This window comes from Mitsuokella sp. AF21-1AC (assembly GCF_003458855.1).
Taxonomy (GTDB): domain Bacteria; phylum Bacillota; class Negativicutes; order Selenomonadales; family Selenomonadaceae; genus Mitsuokella.
In genome coordinates, this window is sequence record NZ_QRVW01000004.1 from 1 (window position 1) to 16480 (window position 16480).

At 56.2% G+C, this 16480-nt stretch carries 17 protein-coding genes, 1 tRNA gene and 1 pseudogene; 17 read left to right on the plus strand and 2 right to left on the minus strand.

All coding sequences use genetic code 11. The features are described from left to right. Window positions 1-299: pseudogene (locus DWX75_RS02100) on the plus strand (phosphomannomutase/phosphoglucomutase); the annotation flags it as partial. A 99-nt stretch (window positions 300-398) separates the two neighbouring features. On the opposite strand, the gene DWX75_RS02105 reads toward DWX75_RS02100, so the two are convergent. After that, entirely contained in the window at window positions 399-752 is a 354-nt protein-coding gene (locus DWX75_RS02105; protein WP_233519435.1) for a heat-shock protein Hsp90, read from the minus strand. A gap of 147 nt (window positions 753-899) precedes the next feature. Next, window positions 900-975 (minus strand) — tRNA-Ala (locus DWX75_RS02110). Between the two features lie 444 nt (window positions 976-1419). On the opposite strand from DWX75_RS02110, the gene DWX75_RS02115 reads away from it, so the two are divergent. The 16 genes from DWX75_RS02115 to rplI all read left to right on the plus strand — a co-directional run bounded on the left by DWX75_RS02115 (window position 1420) and on the right by rplI (window position 16406). After that, entirely contained in the window at window positions 1420-2520 is a 1101-nt protein-coding gene (locus tag DWX75_RS02115) for a hydrogenase small subunit (RefSeq protein ID WP_118014481.1), read from the plus strand. Beyond that, window positions 2517-4430 (plus strand): nickel-dependent hydrogenase large subunit, encoded by a 1914-nt coding sequence (locus DWX75_RS02120; RefSeq protein ID WP_118014483.1) that lies wholly within the window; start codon window positions 2517-2519, stop codon window positions 4428-4430. The genes DWX75_RS02115 and DWX75_RS02120 overlap by 4 nt, the downstream gene beginning before the upstream one ends. Before the next feature lie 35 nt (window positions 4431-4465). Beyond that, the gene (gene cybH, locus DWX75_RS02125) at window positions 4466-5173 is read left to right on the plus strand and encodes a Ni/Fe-hydrogenase, b-type cytochrome subunit (protein WP_118014485.1); all 708 of its coding nucleotides are present in this window, start codon (window positions 4466-4468) and stop codon (window positions 5171-5173) included. Window positions 5174-5211: 38 nt separating this feature from the next. Continuing rightward, entirely contained in the window at window positions 5212-5454 is a 243-nt protein-coding gene (locus tag DWX75_RS02130; protein ID WP_118014487.1) for a heavy-metal-associated domain-containing protein, read from the plus strand. 107 nt (window positions 5455-5561) lie between these two features. After that, window positions 5562-5903, plus strand: coding sequence for a hydrogenase maturation nickel metallochaperone HypA (gene hypA / locus DWX75_RS02135; protein WP_118014489.1), 342 nt, complete (start codon window positions 5562-5564; stop codon window positions 5901-5903). Between the two features lie 18 nt (window positions 5904-5921). Then, the gene (gene hypB, locus DWX75_RS02140; RefSeq protein ID WP_118014713.1) at window positions 5922-6575 is read left to right on the plus strand and encodes a hydrogenase nickel incorporation protein HypB; all 654 of its coding nucleotides are present in this window, start codon (window positions 5922-5924) and stop codon (window positions 6573-6575) included. Next, window positions 6572-7174: a HyaD/HybD family hydrogenase maturation endopeptidase gene (locus tag DWX75_RS02145; RefSeq protein ID WP_118014491.1), complete on the plus strand. Its 603-nt coding sequence runs from the start codon at window positions 6572-6574 to the stop codon at window positions 7172-7174. The genes hypB and DWX75_RS02145 overlap by 4 nt, the downstream gene beginning before the upstream one ends. A 24-nt stretch (window positions 7175-7198) precedes the next feature. Further along, the gene (locus DWX75_RS02150; RefSeq protein WP_118014493.1) at window positions 7199-7462 is read left to right on the plus strand and encodes a HypC/HybG/HupF family hydrogenase formation chaperone; all 264 of its coding nucleotides are present in this window, start codon (window positions 7199-7201) and stop codon (window positions 7460-7462) included. Beyond that, window positions 7459-8562 carry a hydrogenase formation protein HypD gene (gene hypD / locus DWX75_RS02155; protein WP_118014495.1) on the plus strand — a complete coding sequence of 368 codons (1104 nt, stop codon included), beginning with the start codon at window positions 7459-7461 and terminating at the stop codon, window positions 8560-8562. The genes DWX75_RS02150 and hypD overlap by 4 nt, the downstream gene beginning before the upstream one ends. Then, entirely contained in the window at window positions 8552-9559 is a 1008-nt protein-coding gene (hypE, locus tag DWX75_RS02160) for a hydrogenase expression/formation protein HypE (protein WP_118014497.1), read from the plus strand. Before hypD ends, hypE begins: the two co-directional genes overlap by 11 nt. A 161-nt stretch (window positions 9560-9720) precedes the next feature. Further along, window positions 9721-10140 (plus strand): hypothetical protein, encoded by a 420-nt coding sequence (locus tag DWX75_RS02165; protein ID WP_118014499.1) that lies wholly within the window; start codon window positions 9721-9723, stop codon window positions 10138-10140. Between the two features lie 253 nt (window positions 10141-10393). Further along, window positions 10394-11323 carry a cation diffusion facilitator family transporter gene (locus DWX75_RS02170; protein ID WP_118014502.1) on the plus strand — a complete coding sequence of 310 codons (930 nt, stop codon included), beginning with the start codon at window positions 10394-10396 and terminating at the stop codon, window positions 11321-11323. Between the two features lie 107 nt (window positions 11324-11430). Beyond that, window positions 11431-12357 (plus strand): hypothetical protein, encoded by a 927-nt coding sequence (locus DWX75_RS02175; protein WP_118014504.1) that lies wholly within the window; start codon window positions 11431-11433, stop codon window positions 12355-12357. Window positions 12358-12992: 635 nt separating this feature from the next. After that, complete coding sequence (locus tag DWX75_RS02185) at window positions 12993-13949, plus strand: YybS family protein (RefSeq protein WP_118014508.1); 957 nt, start codon at window positions 12993-12995, stop codon at window positions 13947-13949. A gap of 32 nt (window positions 13950-13981) precedes the next feature. Next, a complete protein-coding gene (locus DWX75_RS02190) occupies window positions 13982-15991 on the plus strand; it encodes a DHH family phosphoesterase (RefSeq protein ID WP_118014510.1) in 2010 nt (669 codons plus the stop codon). Then, entirely contained in the window at window positions 15963-16406 is a 444-nt protein-coding gene (gene rplI, locus DWX75_RS02195; RefSeq protein ID WP_118014512.1) for a 50S ribosomal protein L9, read from the plus strand. The genes DWX75_RS02190 and rplI overlap by 29 nt, the downstream gene beginning before the upstream one ends. Window positions 16407-16480 lie beyond the last annotated feature (74 nt).

The window sequence follows — 16480 nt, forward strand, 5'->3', positions numbered from 1 at the left end:
AGGAGTACCGCATGAAGATCATGGGCGAGGAGGACTTCCGCACCTATGGCCAGGGTGTGCTCGAGACCTTTGAGCAGCGCGCGGAAAAAGCGGGTATCCGCATCGCCAAGCCGTCGTATGAAGGCGTGCGCCTCGTGTTCCCGAACGGCTGGGCACTCCTGCGCATGTCGCTGCATGACCCGCAGATGCCGCTCAACGTCGAGAGCCGCAAGCGCGGCGGCGTGGCCGAGATCGTCAAAGAGGTGGAAAAACTCCTCGCCGGCTTCACGAGCCTTGACATGAGCGTATTCCGCAGCTGATACAGCCTGTACGGATACATAAATACAGATATGGAAAGAAGGACTGCCGCATCGTCACCGATGCAGCAGTCCTTCTTTTTTATGAGCACGTGTCTTTTATCAGGCGTTGAGCAGCAGATTCTTGTGGTCGAGGACGAATTTGCCGTTCGTGCAGGCCGGGCAGAAGCACGTATCACCGCCGGCAGCCTTGACTTCCTGACCTTTCTTGAGCATGGCGGCAGCCTGGTCGGCGCCGAACAGTTCCTTGGCCTTGTCTGAGGCGAAGAATGGCAGGACATCATCGATACTGCAAACGCATTCCTCAAGTGCTGCGATGAGCTTCTGGGCTTTTTCCTTTTCATCGGCTTTGCCAACGGCGGCAAGGTATTCTTTGGCGACATCCTTGAGGCCGGCATAAGCGCTCGGTGCATCAATGACACCCTGTACATGCTGCAGGACTTCTTCTTTCGTCATACTGATCATCCTCCTTCGAGATGTGGTCCTCATGATTGATCATCAGGATCTTCGACAAGTCAAGCATAGCACGCGTTGAATGTAATGTCAATAATTACATCTTTGGATAAGAAAAAAGCAGGCATATGGCCTGCTCGGTACTCTTTCTGGTGGAGACGAAGGGGATTGAACCCTCGACCTCTCGGATGCGAACCGAACGCTCTCCCAGCTGAGCTACGTCCCCAGAACAAGTTAGAGTATACCGCTTTTTCGCTGATTTTTCAAGGATTTTTCGTGATTTCGGTATGACAGATGAAATATTTTTCACAACCTGTGAAAAAATATCGATGAAATGGGCAGGAATCTCATCGATACTCCGTTGGAAATCGGAAAAAAGCAAGGGGATATGAGGGAGAAAACTTCTTTTTATAACTGGATTTGCCTGCTGAATCTTGAACAGATAAATTTCACTTATGTGATAAGATAATGCTGTTTATAATGATAATACGATTAACTAAATTTATCATAAATGTTGCTGGCATAGATGTAGATATTTTGGACATTTCAGCGTATAATGAGAATAAAGAAGCCACAACAATGCGAGGATTCCCGCTGGAATGGAAACGAGCCGCCATTCCTGCGGGGACACCGCGCAGTATCCGCAGGGATATCATGAGGAGGTAACAAAGTGGACAAACGGGAGAGTATGTGGGATGTATATCTCAAAAATGGCATGAGCCGCCGCAGCTTCATCAAAGGCTGCGTAGCGCTGACGTCTCTCATGGGACTGAGCTCAGACAAGCTCACGAAAGTCGTCGAGGCGGCGGAAAAGAAACCGCTGCCGGTTGTCATCTGGATTCACGGCCATGAATGCACGGGCTGTGATGAATCCTTCATCCGTTCCGGCTCGCCGCTGGCATCGGATGTCGTCCTGAGTCAGGTTGCCCTGGAGTATGACCATCTCCTGAGTGCAGCCAGTGGTGAGCCGTTCGAGGCTCATCTCGAGGAAACGATCGAGAAGTACAAGGGTCAGTATATCCTGGCTGTAGAAGGTGCAGTCTGCACGAAGGACAACGGTGTTTACTGCATGTCAGGCGGTCACACGTTTACGCATACCCTGCGCCGTGCCGCCGAGAATGCAGCTGCGGTCATCGCTTATGGCACCTGCGCCGTCTCGGGCGGTATCCAGGCTGCCAGCCCGAACCCGACGGGTTCCTCGGGCATCACGCAGTTCACGGGCAAGACGCCGGTCGTCTGTGTTCCGGGCTGCCCGCCGATTCCGGAAGTCATGACGGGTGTCGTCATGCACGTCGCTCTCTTTGGCACGGTGCCGCCGCTTGATGGCGAAGGCCGTCCGAAGCAGTTCTACGGCAACCGCATCCATGATACGTGCTACCGCCGTCCGTTCTTCGATGCCGGCATGTTTGCCGAGAGCTACGATGATGCGGGCTCGAAGGCCGGCTGGTGCCTCTACAAGCTCGGCTGCCGCGGTCCGGAGACGTACAACTCCTGCGGCAATCTGCGCTGGTTCCAGGGCATGAGCTACCCGATCCAGTCCGGTGCTCCGTGCATTGGCTGTTCGAATGCACATTTCTGGGATGAGGGCTCGATGAGCGAGCGCCTGCCGAAGTTTGGCCAGCCGATCGGCGATATCGATAAGATCGGTGCCGGCCTTGCTGCCGTAACGGCCGTCGGCGTAGCTGCACATGCGGCTGCCAGTGTCGTACAGAAGAAGAGACGGGAAGCTGCCAAGGCAAAAGAGAACGGGGAGCAGGTGAACAATAAATGAAACACGTAGTAGTTGATCCAATCACAAGAATTGAAGGCCATCTGCGCGTCGAGGTGCAGGTCGACGAAGCTTCGGGCAAGGTAACGGATGCGCTGTCCTCCGGTACGGCATGGCGCGGCCTCGAGCTCGTCATGAAAGACCGCGATCCGCGCGACGCATGGGCCTACATCCAGCGCATCTGCGGCGTCTGCACGTCGGCACATGCCCTGGGCAGCCTGCGCGCTGTCGAGGATGCACTCGGCATCAAGATTCCGAAAAATGCACATTATATCCGCAACATCATGGCCGCTACGCTGACGGTCCAGGATCATATCGTTCATTTCTATCATCTGCATGCCCTCGACTGGGTCAGCCCGGTTGAAGCACTGGCTGCTGATCCTGTCGCTACGGCTAATCTGCAGAATACGGTCCTCAACGCCTACAAGCTGCCGTTCCGCGCTCCGGGTACGAGCGTGACGGAAGCGTATGACCATGATTTCCCGGCTGCGACGCCGCAGTACTTCGCGGAAATCAAGGGCAAGATCCAGGCCATCGTTGAGAGCGGCCAGCTCGGCATCTTCGCTGCCAACTGGTGGGATCACCCCGATTACAAGCTGCTGCCGCCTGAGGTTCATCTCATGGCCATCGCGCATTATCTCGAGATGCTCGACAAGCACCGCGAGCTCGTCACGCCGCAGGTCATCTTCGGCGGCAAGAACCCGCATCCGCATTACGTGGTCGGCGGTATGCCGTGCTCCATCTCGATGGAAGACGGCAACGCACCGGTCAACACGGCTCGTCTCGGCATCGTCGACCGCGCCATCAACCTCGGCCGCACGCTCGTCAACAATTACTACATCCCGGATGCACTGGCAATCGGTACGGCTTACGTTAAAGCTGGCCGCGTCGATGGCGGCGGCCTTGCCAAGGAGCGCGTGCTCGGCTATGGTTCGTATCCGATCGAGCCGGTTTCCGGCACGGCGAATGGCGACTTCTTCAACAACCTGCTCGTCCGTTGCAACGGCGTAGTCGAAGACTTCGGCAAGGGCCTGGCAGCAGCCAAGGTTTACGAGATTGACGCCGAGGATGTCAACGATCCGGAAGTCTTCACGGAAGGTGTCGAGCATTCTTGGTACGAGTATCCGGAGAAGGGCGGCAAGGACCTCAATCCGTGGGATGGTGTCACGAAGGCCAAATTCACGGGCCCGAAGGAAGGTACGCCGACGGAGTGGAAGGCACTCAACGAGAATGGCAAGTATTCCTGGCTCAAGACGCCGAAATGGCGCGGCAAGGTCTGCGAAGTCGGTCCTCTCGCACGTTATATCATTGTTTACACGAAGGCAAAGAAGGGCATGCTCGGCGAGCCGACCTGGGCTGAGAAGATGATGCTCGACCAGATCGACGCCGTCTCGAAGGTCCTCGGTGTTGCTCCTGAGGTCTGGCTCCCGACGATGGTCGGCCGCACGGCTGCCCGCGCTCTCGACTGCCAGCTCAACGCGGAAATCAACAAGTTCTTCTTCGACAAGCTCATCGCGAACATCAAGTCCGGCGATACGAAGACGGCGAACATGGAGAAGTGGGATCCTTCGACCTGGCCGAAACAGGCCAAGGGCGTCGGCCTTTACGAGGCTCCGCGCGGTGCTCTCTCGCATTACATCGTCATCAAAGACGGCAAGACGGACAACTATCAGGCAGTCGTACCGACGACCTGGAATGCCTGCCCGCGTGATGATGAGGCCGGCCACGGCGCTTACGAGAAAGCGATGATGGATACGCAGGTCAAGATTGCGGACAAGCCGCTTGAAATCGTCAAGGTCGTCCGTTCGTTCGATCCGTGCATGGCTTGTGCAACGCATATGTTCAATGCCAAGGGCGAGAAGATCAGCATCATCACCACGGATCCGTATTCCGGCACGCACGTTGAGAAGTGAAAAGGGAATACGGTGGAAAGGAAAGGAACAGTAGAATGAAAGAAGAAAAACGGAAAGTCTACTACCTGTTCAGTCCGTTTCTGAGGATGTTCCATTGGATCATGGTGCTCTGCATTATCACGCTGTTCATCACGGGCCTCTTGATCACCAAGCCGGTCACCGTCATGGGCATTGAACCGACGTATACATCCCTGTCGATGGACTGGGTCAGAAATATCCATTTTATCGCGGCCTTCACGTTCTGCGCAGCGTTTATCCTGCGCATCTACGGCTACATCCGCTATCCTGGCGACCGCCTTTTCCCGCGCGTCTGGAAGGGTTTCTTCTATCGTGATGTCATCGATGTCACGCTGCACTACATGCTGCTGAAGCCCGGTCATGACCCGTACCTGCGCAATCCGCTGGCACGTTCTTCATACGCGGCACTCTACGCCATGGTACTCATTGAGATCCTCACGGGCTTTGCGATGTACTACATGACGGAACCGAGCAATGTTGGCGGCGTTCTGTTCGGCTGGGTCAATGTGGTCCTTGGCGGCGAGATGGTCACGCATTGGGTTCACCATATCTTTGCCTGGCTCATCATCCTCTTTGCCATCGGCCATGTCTACATGGTACTGCGTGCCGATGTCATGGAGGCCGAAGGCGAGGCTTCGAGCATGTTCTCCGGCGTGAAGTTCCTGGAGCATGTGCCGCTGGATGCGCCGGAAATCGGTGAGGAAGGCCAGCAGAAAAAGAAATAAGAAATTTCCCGTCACGGGAATGAAGGAGAAATGACATAATGTGTAAAGAATGTGGTTGTGGCGAGACGAACGGCAATACGCGTCTCCAGTTCACGGTCAAAGGTTATACGGATGAAAGCGCAAAAGAAGTCGAGAAGGCTCTGCTGGGCCTCCCGGGCGTACTCTTTGTTCACATCCATGCACACGATGGTGAGACGACGGTAGACTACAGTCCTGCCAAGACGAAGCTCATGGACATCCTGGGCGTCCTGCAGGCACGTGGCCTGGAAGCCGCTTTGTGATCGAGCCGTAACATGTCATACAGGAAACGCCTTCCCGGCTGTCGAGATTTCAAGATGGCCGGGGGGCGTTTCTTGTCATGTGGGGGCATCCCCCCTGGGAGGTTTTTATGCATGAAATGGCGATTGCCGAGGGTGTGCTCGATATCGCGCTCGACTATGCGAAGAAGAACAACGCGCAGCGCATTTCAGAAATCGGCCTGCTGATCGGTGAGATGTCCGGCGTTGTCGTCGAATCCCTGGAGTTTTCGTTCAACATGATTGCGAAGGGGACGATTGCCGAGAATGCCAAGATCGTCGTCAAGCGCACGCCGCTCATCGGCCGCTGCACGAAATGCGGCAAAGAGTTCCATGTGGAACATTACGATTTCTGGTGTCCGGAATGCAAGGATGGCGTCTTGTCCATCCTTTCGGGACGCGAAATGCAGGTAGAATATCTGGAGGTGGATTAAGTGGCTGAAATTCAGGTCATGAAGAATATACTGGGGGAGAACGACCGCATTGCGGCCGAGAACCAGGCTTTGTTTGAGGAAAAGGGCGTCTACGTCATCAACCTCATGGGTTCGCCGGGAGCCGGCAAGACATCGGTACTCGAGAAGACGATGGAGAAGCTCAAGGACAAACTCAAGATGGCTGTCATCGAGGGCGATCTCTTCACGAGCAAAGATGCGGACCGCATCGAGAAGCACGGCGTGCCGGTCATCCAGATCAACACGGCCGGCGGCTGCCATCTCGACGCGCCGATGGTGCAAAAGGTGGCGCAGAAGCTCGACCTCGACCATCTCGATCTGCTCGTCGTCGAGAATGTCGGCAACCTCGTCTGCCCGGCGGAATTTGCCGTGGGCGAAGACGACAAAGGCGTCGTGCTTTCCATTACGGAGGGCGATGACAAACCCATGAAGTATCCGCTGATTTTCAAGGAATCGGCGATTGCCCTGCTCAATAAAGCGGACCTTCTGCCGTACTGCAATTTCGATATGGTTGCGGCCAAAGACGACATCACGACGCTGCATCCAGGCATGACGGTCGTCGAGGTTTCCTGCACGCAGGAAACGGGCCTCGACACCTGGTGCGACTGGCTGCTCGCACGCGTCAAAGAAAAGAAGGAGAGGTGCGCAAAATGAAGGATGCATTCGGTAATGGCAGCGAACCGGGCGTAACGCCTGATAATGTGCTTCATCCGGCTGAGGTCACGATCCTCGGTGTCGGCAACGTCATCCTGCGCGATGAAGGCTTCGGCGTGCGCGTCGCGGAGTATCTGGACCGCCATTATGAATTTCCCGAAGAGGTGCAGGTCATTGACGGCGGCACGCTCGGCATCGAGCTCACGCAGTATGTGACGGGTACGAAGAAGCTGCTCGTCATCGATTCTATCAATGGCGGCGCCGAGCCCGGCACGCGGTTCCATCTGCACAACGATGAGGTCATGGTACATTTCCAGGACAAGCTCAGCGCGCATGAGGTCGGCATCCAGGATGTCCTCGCACTCCTGACGGTCACGGGCCACAAGGTCCCGGAAGTCGTCGTGCTCGGTGCACAGCCCTTTGACCTGGAGGCCGGCGTTGAGCTCAGCCCGGGCATGATGGATCTCTTGCCGGCTGTGGTGGAAGAGGCCATTGGCGTCCTGAAGGACTGGGGCATCACGCCACGTCCGCGTCAGGAGGTCCGCGCAATGGATTACGACATCGTTGCGGAAGAAGATGTCAAGAATCAGATGGAATGATCCGCACATGGAGGTTGATGGAAAATGTGTTTAGCCGTTCCCGCTAAGGTAATTGCAGTGGAGGATTCCGTGGGCAAGGTGGATATCGCAGGCGTTACGCGCGATATCAGCCTGATGCTCCTGCCGGAAACGAAGGTGGGGGACTTCGTGCTCGTCCATGCCGGATTTGCCATCCAAACGGTCACGCAGGAAGAAGTTGAGGAGACGAATGCACTGCTCGCGGAGATGAATGGTGCACCGCGCACGGTCAACGATATCCCTGAGGGCGCTGCCGGAGGTCAGGTATGACGAAACAGGAAGAACGGGAACTGGCGGCCCGCCTTGTTAAAGAAATCGGCCGCATGGCAGAGCAGGCGGATCATACCCTGCGCTTCATGGAAGTCTGTGGCACGCATACCGTCGCCATCTTCCGCGCGGGACTGCGCCAGATGCTGCCTCCCAAGGTGGAACTCGTGTCGGGCCCGGGCTGTCCGGTCTGCGTGACGCCCGATGATTACATGGACAAGGCCATCACGTATGCCAAGCGCGACGATGTCATCCTGACGACCTTCGGCGATATGCTCAAGGTTCCGGGCTCGACGTCGAGTCTGATGGAAGCCAAGGCGGAAGGCGCGGACATCCGCATCGTTTACTCGCCGCTTGACAGTTTGCAGGTAGCGAAGGAAAATCCTGATAAGAAGGTCATTTTCCTGGCTGTCGGCTTTGAGACGACGGCTCCGACGGCGGCGGCCACGGTGCTGGCTGCCAGAGAACAGGGCCTCACGAATCTCTACATGTTGTCGGCGCAGAAGCTTGTGCCGCCGGCGCTGCGGGCTCTGCTCGATGATCCGGAGGTCCGCGTCGACGGCTTTATCCTGCCGGGCCATGTCTCGGTCATCACGGGTACGGAAGTCTTTTCGTTCCTTGTGGATGAGTATCACATGCCAGGCGTTGTCACGGGCTTTGAGCCGCTGCAGATCCTGCGCTCGCTCTATCGCCTCATGAAGCAGGTGACAGAAGGCGCTGCACGCATCGAGAACGAGTATGGCAGCGTCGTCCATCCGGGTGGCAGCCCTGCGGCCCGCAAGGCCACGGAACTCGTCTATGAGCCCGCTGATGCGGCCTGGCGCGGCATTGGCGTGATTCCCGAATCGGGTCTGCGCATGCGGGACGCCTTTGGCGCGTACGATATCGAACGTCTGCTGCCGCTCGACGTACCAATGGGGAAGAACAAGCCGGGCTGCCGCTGTGGCGAGGTCCTGCGCGGCATCGTGACGCCAAAGGAATGCCCGCTCTTTGGCAAGGTCTGCGTGCCGACGCATGCCGTAGGCCCCTGCATGGTGTCGGTGGAAGGCGTCTGTGCGGCCTGGTATAAATATGGACAAGGGAGATTTGAATATGGCAGATGAATACATTACCCTGGCGCATGGCGCCGGCGGCAAGATGAGCCAGGAACTCATGCAGGAGGTCATCCTGCCGGAGTTCTCGAATCCGCTGCTCGATGAACTTCACGATGGAGCCCAGGTCAAGATGAGCGGCAATGTGGCATTCACGACGGATTCCTACGTCGTGCGCCCGCTGTTCTTTGCCGGCGGCAACATCGGCAAGCTCGCCATCTGCGGCACGGTCAATGATTTGTCGATGACGGGTGCTGTACCGCGTTACATCTCAGTCGGCATGATTCTTGAAGAAGGTTTCCCGATTGCAGATCTTCGCAAGATTGCCCACACGATGCATGAGATGGCGGCAAAGGCCGGCGTCGCCATCGTCACGGGCGACACGAAGGTGGTAGAGCGCGGCAAGGCTGACGGTATTTTCATCAATACGGCCGGTATCGGCGACATCATTCCCGGCACGCATATCTCGCCGCGTCGCGTGCAGCCCGGCATGAAAATCCTCCTGTCCGGCTTCATCGGCGATCATGCGGCCACCATTCTGGCCGGCCGTCACGGACTTGAACTGCCGGATACAATCAAGACGGACTGTGCGCCGCTGAACTCCCTGACGAAGGCCATGCTGGACGCGGCACCCGATATCGCGGTGCTGCGCGATCCGACGCGTGGCGGCGTGGCAGCGGTGCTCAATGAGATTGCGGAAGCCTCGCACTGCGGTGTACTCATTGAAGAGGATGCCCTGCCGGTGCGTCCAGAGGTCCGCGGCGTCTGCGACATCCTGGGCTTCGATCCGCTTTACCTGGCCAACGAGGGCAAATGCATCGCCTTCGTGCCGGCTGAGAAAGCCGATGAAGTCCTCTCTGTGATGCGTGATAATCCGTACGGCAAAGATGCCTGCCTTATCGGCGAAGTTACGTCCGAGGCGCCGGGCCAGGTCGGCCTGCGTACGGGTATAGGCGGCATCCGCATCGTCGATATGCCGCTCGGCAATCTGGTGCCGCGCATCTGCTGATTGTGAAAGCCATTCTCCGCTTGAACAAGCCTTTTGTTTTTTTATCTGTTTCGTTGTATACTATAAGATGTATGTGCTGATCGTGTGGCCATACGCTGAAGATATGAAGATAGAGAGATGACGTCACGGACGTTCAAGAAAGAAGAAAGCGGGATTATAGGATGAACTTTCGCAGGATTGCTTGCCTGCTGGCCGTCTGCATGGTGCTTTTGAGCAGTATTTGCCTGGCCGAGGAACATATGGAATTTGTCGATGCGAACGGTTCGACGGGTTACTATGTCGATGTCGATACCATCGCACCGGAAACCATCGTTGAGAACGATGCGCAGCGCACGCTCTGGAATGCCGATGTCGCTGTAGTGCGGGCGGATCTCAACCGCCGCTATCTCTACGCGATGCGTTTCGATCCGGATAAGAGGACCTATCAGATCTTCCATTCGGAGGTACAGCGTTACGATACGAAAGATGTCCTGCAATCAAGCGATACCGTGGAAGCGCCGCGTGCTTACGCGTCGTCTTCACCCATGAATGAAATCGTACAATTCATCATCAGCACGGCGTCATCGTCGTCAAATGAATAAAAGCCAGCCCGTAAGGGCCGGCTCTTTTTTCTAAGAGAATGAGCCTCATTTCTTTTCCATATCCCGGAGGGAGGCAGGGAAATGGGCAAAAAAAGAAGGGCACCAAGAGGTGCCCTTAAAGCAAGAACATAGTATAAAATATAAGTGCTTTTGAGTAGGTCGATCACTCGACAAGTTCATTATAGCGGGGCGGAGTTTCTTTGTCCAGCTGTTTTTCGTTTTACGCTGCTATTATTTTTAGGGGGAAATCCATATGTCCAAAAGCGCTGCTTTAAAACAGCGGACCGCTTATTTATCCATATTTTCCAATACGACGCTGGTGCTCCTGAAGCTGGCGGTCGGCATCTATGTCGGAGCGGTCAGCCTCATTTCGGAAGCCCTGCATTCAGGCGTCGACCTCATTGCCGCACTCATTGCATTCTGGGCAGTGAGGAAGTCTGTGACGCCGCCGGACACCGAACACGATTACGGCCATGGCAAGTACGAGAACCTGTCGGCGGCCGTCGAAGCCCTGCTAATCGTGGCGGCGGCCATCGGCATCCTGTATGAATCCGTGATGAAGTTTGCGGAGAGCCGGGTCCCCGAGATGCTCGGCTACGGCATTGCCATCATGGGCATATCCATCGTTATCAATTTCTTTGTCTCACATCGCCTGATCCGGGTGGCCAGAGAAACGGGCTCGCAGGCACTCGAAGCCGACGGACTGCACCTGCGCGCGGATATCTGGACTTCTGTCGGCGTACTCCTGGGCCTCGTGCTCATGCAGATCACGGGCTGGGCCTGGCTCGATCCGCTCATCGCCATCTTTGTCGCCGGCATCATCTTTCGCGCCGGCTGGCGCATGGTCGTCGATTCGACGATGCAGCTCACGGATGCGAGCCTGCCGGAAGAAGAGGAGGAGCGCATCCGCAAGATCATCGAGAGTGTGCCGGAGGTGCGCGGCTGCCATTGCCTGCGGACGCGCCGCTCGGGCTCCTATAAGCTGCTCGACGTCCATGTGCTGTTTGACGGTACGATGCATCTCTCTCAGGTACACGCCATCTGCGATGAGCTCGAGCAGCTTATCCGCAAGGAATTCGGCACCTTTGACATCATGATCCATCCGGAGCCTGATGGCTATCACAATAAAGAGACGAAAGTCTCGCTTTATGAAGAATCACAGGGGTTCGACCCGAAAAATTGATGGGTTTTCGTCTTGCCTTTTTATTCGAACTATGCCAGAATAAGAATCATGAACGAAACAATACCAGCACAATACGGCGTAATGCCAGATGAATGGAGGTTCAATCTATGAAATTTCACAAGCTCCTCAGCGTGCTGCTGAGTGCCGTCCTCCTGGTGTCTTCCATGGGAATCACGGCGGCAGCTACGCCCGAAACCGTACAGGATAAGCTCGGTGCAGTCGAGAAGGACACGTATGGCACGGAGCAGACCGGCGCGCTGATCGACCGGATCAACAGGCTCGAGAAGGACTATGACGGCACGCACCGTACGGGCAGCATGATGGCCCGCGTCAATGCCATCTATAATGAAGTCTATACGAACAGCACGAAGCCGTCGCTGCTCGCGGACCTCAATGCCGTGGAATGGAATATCGGCCATGAGGTCAGCATGGACCCCGTCGATACGCGCGTGGCCAATCTCGAGATGGATTTGACGGGCAAGACGGGTACAGGGACTTACCGTGAACGCCTGGCAAAGCTTTCGCAGGCCTCGTTCGGCAGTGCAGAACTGCCGCTTTCGCAGGTGCGCGTGCCGTCCGATACGCTCGTGAAGATTGCGCTGGTGACGCCGGTCAACTCGAATAACCTGAAAGTCGGCGATACGATCCGCTATCAGGTGTCGCAGGATGTACTCGTCGATGGCAAGCTCGTCTTTGCCAAGGGCCTGCCGGGCGAGGGCACGGTCACGAAGGTAAAACAGGCACGCAACTTCGGCCGCAATGCCGAGGTGCAGATTGACTTCAATAAGACGAAGTCGATTGACGGGACGTATGTCGATACGTATATCGGCGAAGAGGCCAAGAAAGAGATGAAGAATCTCGCGATGGCAGCAGGTGCGAGCATCGCGGGCATTGCGATCCTCGGGCCAATCGGTGTGGTCGCCGGTGCATTCGTGCACGGCAAGGATGTGAACCTGCCGGCGGGTACGGAGCTCTTCATCCAGACGAAGGGCGATGCGGTGCTGTACGGCGTCGCGACGACACAGGTCAAATAAACAGATACAGGAAGCTGCCATGTCAGATTGAAGTGCGTTTGATATGGCAGCTTTGTTTTGTTGGTGATGCATAGCCGGGGGTAGCCGGGCAACGGTCGGCGCTGCGGCATGTATTTTGGCTTCGTCGCTCCGCTGAATGTGACCCAACTTGCGACAAGCATAAACGGATCCTCGCCGCATACCGCGGCGTTTTGACATCGATGCGCTATGATATGTTGTATCGGGTCCCATCCCTGCGGGCAATCGCTGCGCTCCTGCAGGCAAAATACATGCCTCCGCTCGGGCCAGTGGCGTCAACAGGCCAATGCCAGTATGCTGGACGGGGAGGGGAGAAATGGGCATAAGTGGAGCGTTTGGCAATCTGCGTTAAGAAGCTATTTTTCCCAAACCGGACTCCTGGCAAAAGAGCGTCCGTTCAAGCGTAAGCGCGTTTAGCTCTTTTGTCAGGCTTAATTCTGCGGGGAAAAATAGTTTTAGCAGATTGACTTCGCGGAGCGTTGCCCGTTTCTCCCCGCCTTTTCTGCTGCTCATCCCTATATTGCAGCCCCGCCTTTTTGTTAGTACCAGCTTGCAAGACAAGGTCTTTTTTATCTGGTATAATGGAGAATAGCCTAAAATAAGGAAAGGATGAAGAAATGACTTCCTATAGACTCAAGCCCTTGACAGAAAGCAGCCTGCTTTCTGCTTTGACTGTCATCCTGGCGCTGGCCGCCGTCTACCTGCCTGTCATCGGTATGGTGGCGGCACTCGTGTGGGCTTTGCCCATCATTGTCCTGGTCGTTCGCCATGGAATGCGCTGGGGCATCATGGCCGTTCTCGTATCCGGCATCATCATGGCCCTGCTCATCGAGCCTCTGCTGTCGCTGCGCATGGTCATTTCCTTTGCCCCGACGGGGCTCATGCTCGGCGTGGCCTTTCGCAGACAGTGGTCGGGATCGAAGACCTTTGGCTCGGCACTGCTCGTTTCGGTCGTGGCCAAGCTGTTGTCTTTGGGGATTTTGTTCCTCATAACGGCTGTCAATCCACTGACCTTGGAACTGAATGCTCTGCAAAGCAGCGTTAATCAGAGCCTCACGGTGTACGAACAGATGGGAATGGATCCGGCGGCCTTGGATAAGAGCCGTGCGGAAATAACGCACAGCTTGGAATTTTTGAGCTTGCTGATGCCACTTATTGTTGCTGCCATGGGGCTGATGGATACCGCAGTTGGTTATCTGATCGGTTGCCGTGTCCTGCATCGTCTTGGGTACCAGGTACCGCATCTGCCTCCCTTTTCTGAGTGGCACTTGCCACAGGTTTTTCTCTATATTTTTGGCTTTGCCCTGGTGGGCCTTTACTGGGGAGGCACGCGGGAGCTTCAGTGGCTTTATCAAACAGCGATGAATTTAAATATGGTGGCGATGTTTGCCGGCATTGTTCAGGGGCTTTCTCTCATGAGTTACGTTTTGTTACGATATCGTGTGCGGCGTCCTCTGCGTTTGATGTTGTACATACTGGTCCTTATGGGAGGACCGCTTTCGCAGGTCCTGGCCTTTACGGGCCTTTTCGACATGGTCTTTGACTATCGGCGCCGTTTTGGCGGCCGGTCATAAGGGATTGTCGGAATAGAAATGAGGTGAGAAAAATGCCGCGAAATCTCTCGGCATGGATCGATCTGACGATACACCTGCTCATCATGCTGGTGCTCATCGGCATATTATCGTATTACAACCAGTTCATTGCGGCCATTGCCTTTGTCGTCTGGCTCTGCCTGGCATCCTTTGCACGGGAGCGCTGCTCCGACCGTTCACGCCGGTTTCAGCGTTACTGCCGCAACGTCGTGCGCAACCTCAATGAGATGATGAATTATGCCATCGAGGATCTTCCTCAGGCCATTCTGATCGTCAACGAGGAGGGGCGCATCCAGTGGTGCAATGACCGCATCAAGGAGTATGCCGGCGAGAAACCCGAGCAGGATACGGATGCCAAGGATATATGGCCGGGCCTCATCATAGGACCGGTCTGGGGAACGGTGGGCGAGTACGTCTTTGCACATGAAGACCATTACTATCAGGTGCGCTACCGGCCGGTACCAGTGCCGCCGCATCAGCAGCCGCTGATGGCGCTCTACGTTCAGGACATCACGAGTTTTGAGCAGCTGCGCAATACCTTCAAGGGCAGCCGCACGGTTCTCGTCTACATCCAGATTGACAATTACGATGAGGTCATCCAGGGTCAGGATGAGGCGGAACGCACGGCACTGCTGCTTTCGGTCAACCAGCAGCTCGATGCCTGGATGAAGAGTCTTGGCGGCTTTATGCGCCGCGTTTCCGATGATCTCTACATCGTCATATTGGAACGACAGTCGCTCGACAAAGCCATTGCCGGCAAGTTCGACATCCTCGACAAGGTCCGCCAGCTTCAGAGTACGAACCGCCTGCCGGTCACGCTCTCTATGGGCGTGGCGGTTGCGGATACGCAGAGCATGGCGGAGCTCGGCGCACAGGCTCAGGCCGGCCTCGATCTGGCACTTGGCCGCGGCGGCGACCAGGTGGCTGTGCAGATTGGCGGCAAGACACAGTTCTTTGGCGGCCGTGCCAAGGCTGTGGAGAAGCATACGCGCGTCAAGGCCCGCGTGGTCGCACATGCCATCCGTGAAATCATGGACGGTGCCGACGAGATTTACGTCATGGGCCATCACAACGAGGACTTTGACTGCTTCGGCGCAGCCATGGGCGTGGCCAAGATGGCCCGCCAGCTCAACAAGCCGGTGCATCTCGTGCTTTCAGACATGAATGAAGGCATTGATAAATTCGCGGATATTATGAAGGATGATGAGAGTTATCGCCATATCATCGTGCGGGCCAATGAGCTTGTCAATATGACAGCGCTCAATCCGGTGCTCATCGTCGTCGATACGCATATCCCGCATCTCGTGGCGGATCCATCCCTCTTGGAACGCATTCACCGCGTCATCGTCATCGACCACCATCGCCGCAGCGAGCATTTCATCAAGAATCCGCTGCTCGTCTACATCGAGCCGGCTTCGAGCTCGACGAGTGAGCTCGTCACGGAGCTCCTGATGTATTTTAGCGAGAATCTCGTGCTTTCGCGCGTCGAAGCGACAGCTCTTTACTCTGGTATTGTCGTCGATACGAAGAATTTTGCCGTGCAGACGGGTGTGCGCACCTTTGATGCGGCGGCCTATCTGCGGCGCAGCGGCGCCGATCCCGTCATGGTACGCCATCTGTTCCGCACGGATTACGAGACGACGGTGGCCCTGGCGCGCACGAAGGCGCGTTCGGAGTATTATCCGGGCGGGCTCATCGTCTCGACCTGTCCCGAGATCATGTCGAATGGCCAGGTCATTGCCGCACAGGCAGCCGATTCACTGCTGCGCATCGAGAATGTCTGCATGAGCATCGTGGTCTTCCAGCTTTCGGAGGATACGGTGGGCATCAGTGCGCGCTCGACGGGCGACATGAATGTACAGGTCATCATGGAGGCCTTTGGCGGCGGCGGTCATCAGAATGTGGCCGGCGCGCAGATCAAGGGTGCCAAATTGGAAGATATCAAACAGCAGGCGATCGAGATCGCCCGCAAATACATAGAGGAGTCTGATAAAGATGAAAGTAATACTTCAGCAGGACGTTAAGAAACTGGGCAAGAAAGGCGATATCGTCGAGGTATCGGAGGGCTACGGCCGCAACTTTCTGCTGCCGCGCAAGGCAGCAGTGCTCGCAACGGCACAGAATCTCAATGTGGCAACGGCGCAGGCTGGTTCCAAGGCCCGCAAGGAAGCCATGGCGACCGATGAGGCCCGCCTCATGGCCAAGCAGCTCGAGAAGGTTGAAGTGACGATCCCCGTCAAGATTGGCGAGGGCGGCAAGCTCTTCGGCAGTGTCACGGGCAAGGATGTCGCCGCTGCACTCAAGGCACAGCACATCGAGATCGATAAGCGCAAGATCACCCTGCAGGGTGAAGTGACGGGAACGGGCGTCTATGAGGCCGTTATCAAGGTTCATCCGTCCATCACGAGCAAGATCAAGGTCAATATTGTCGCAGAATGACCACAGGCCACTGCGGTATGATCTGAAACCTTTTCCTGCTGGCGGGCGCGATGGCCGAGGCCATCACGTCTCTG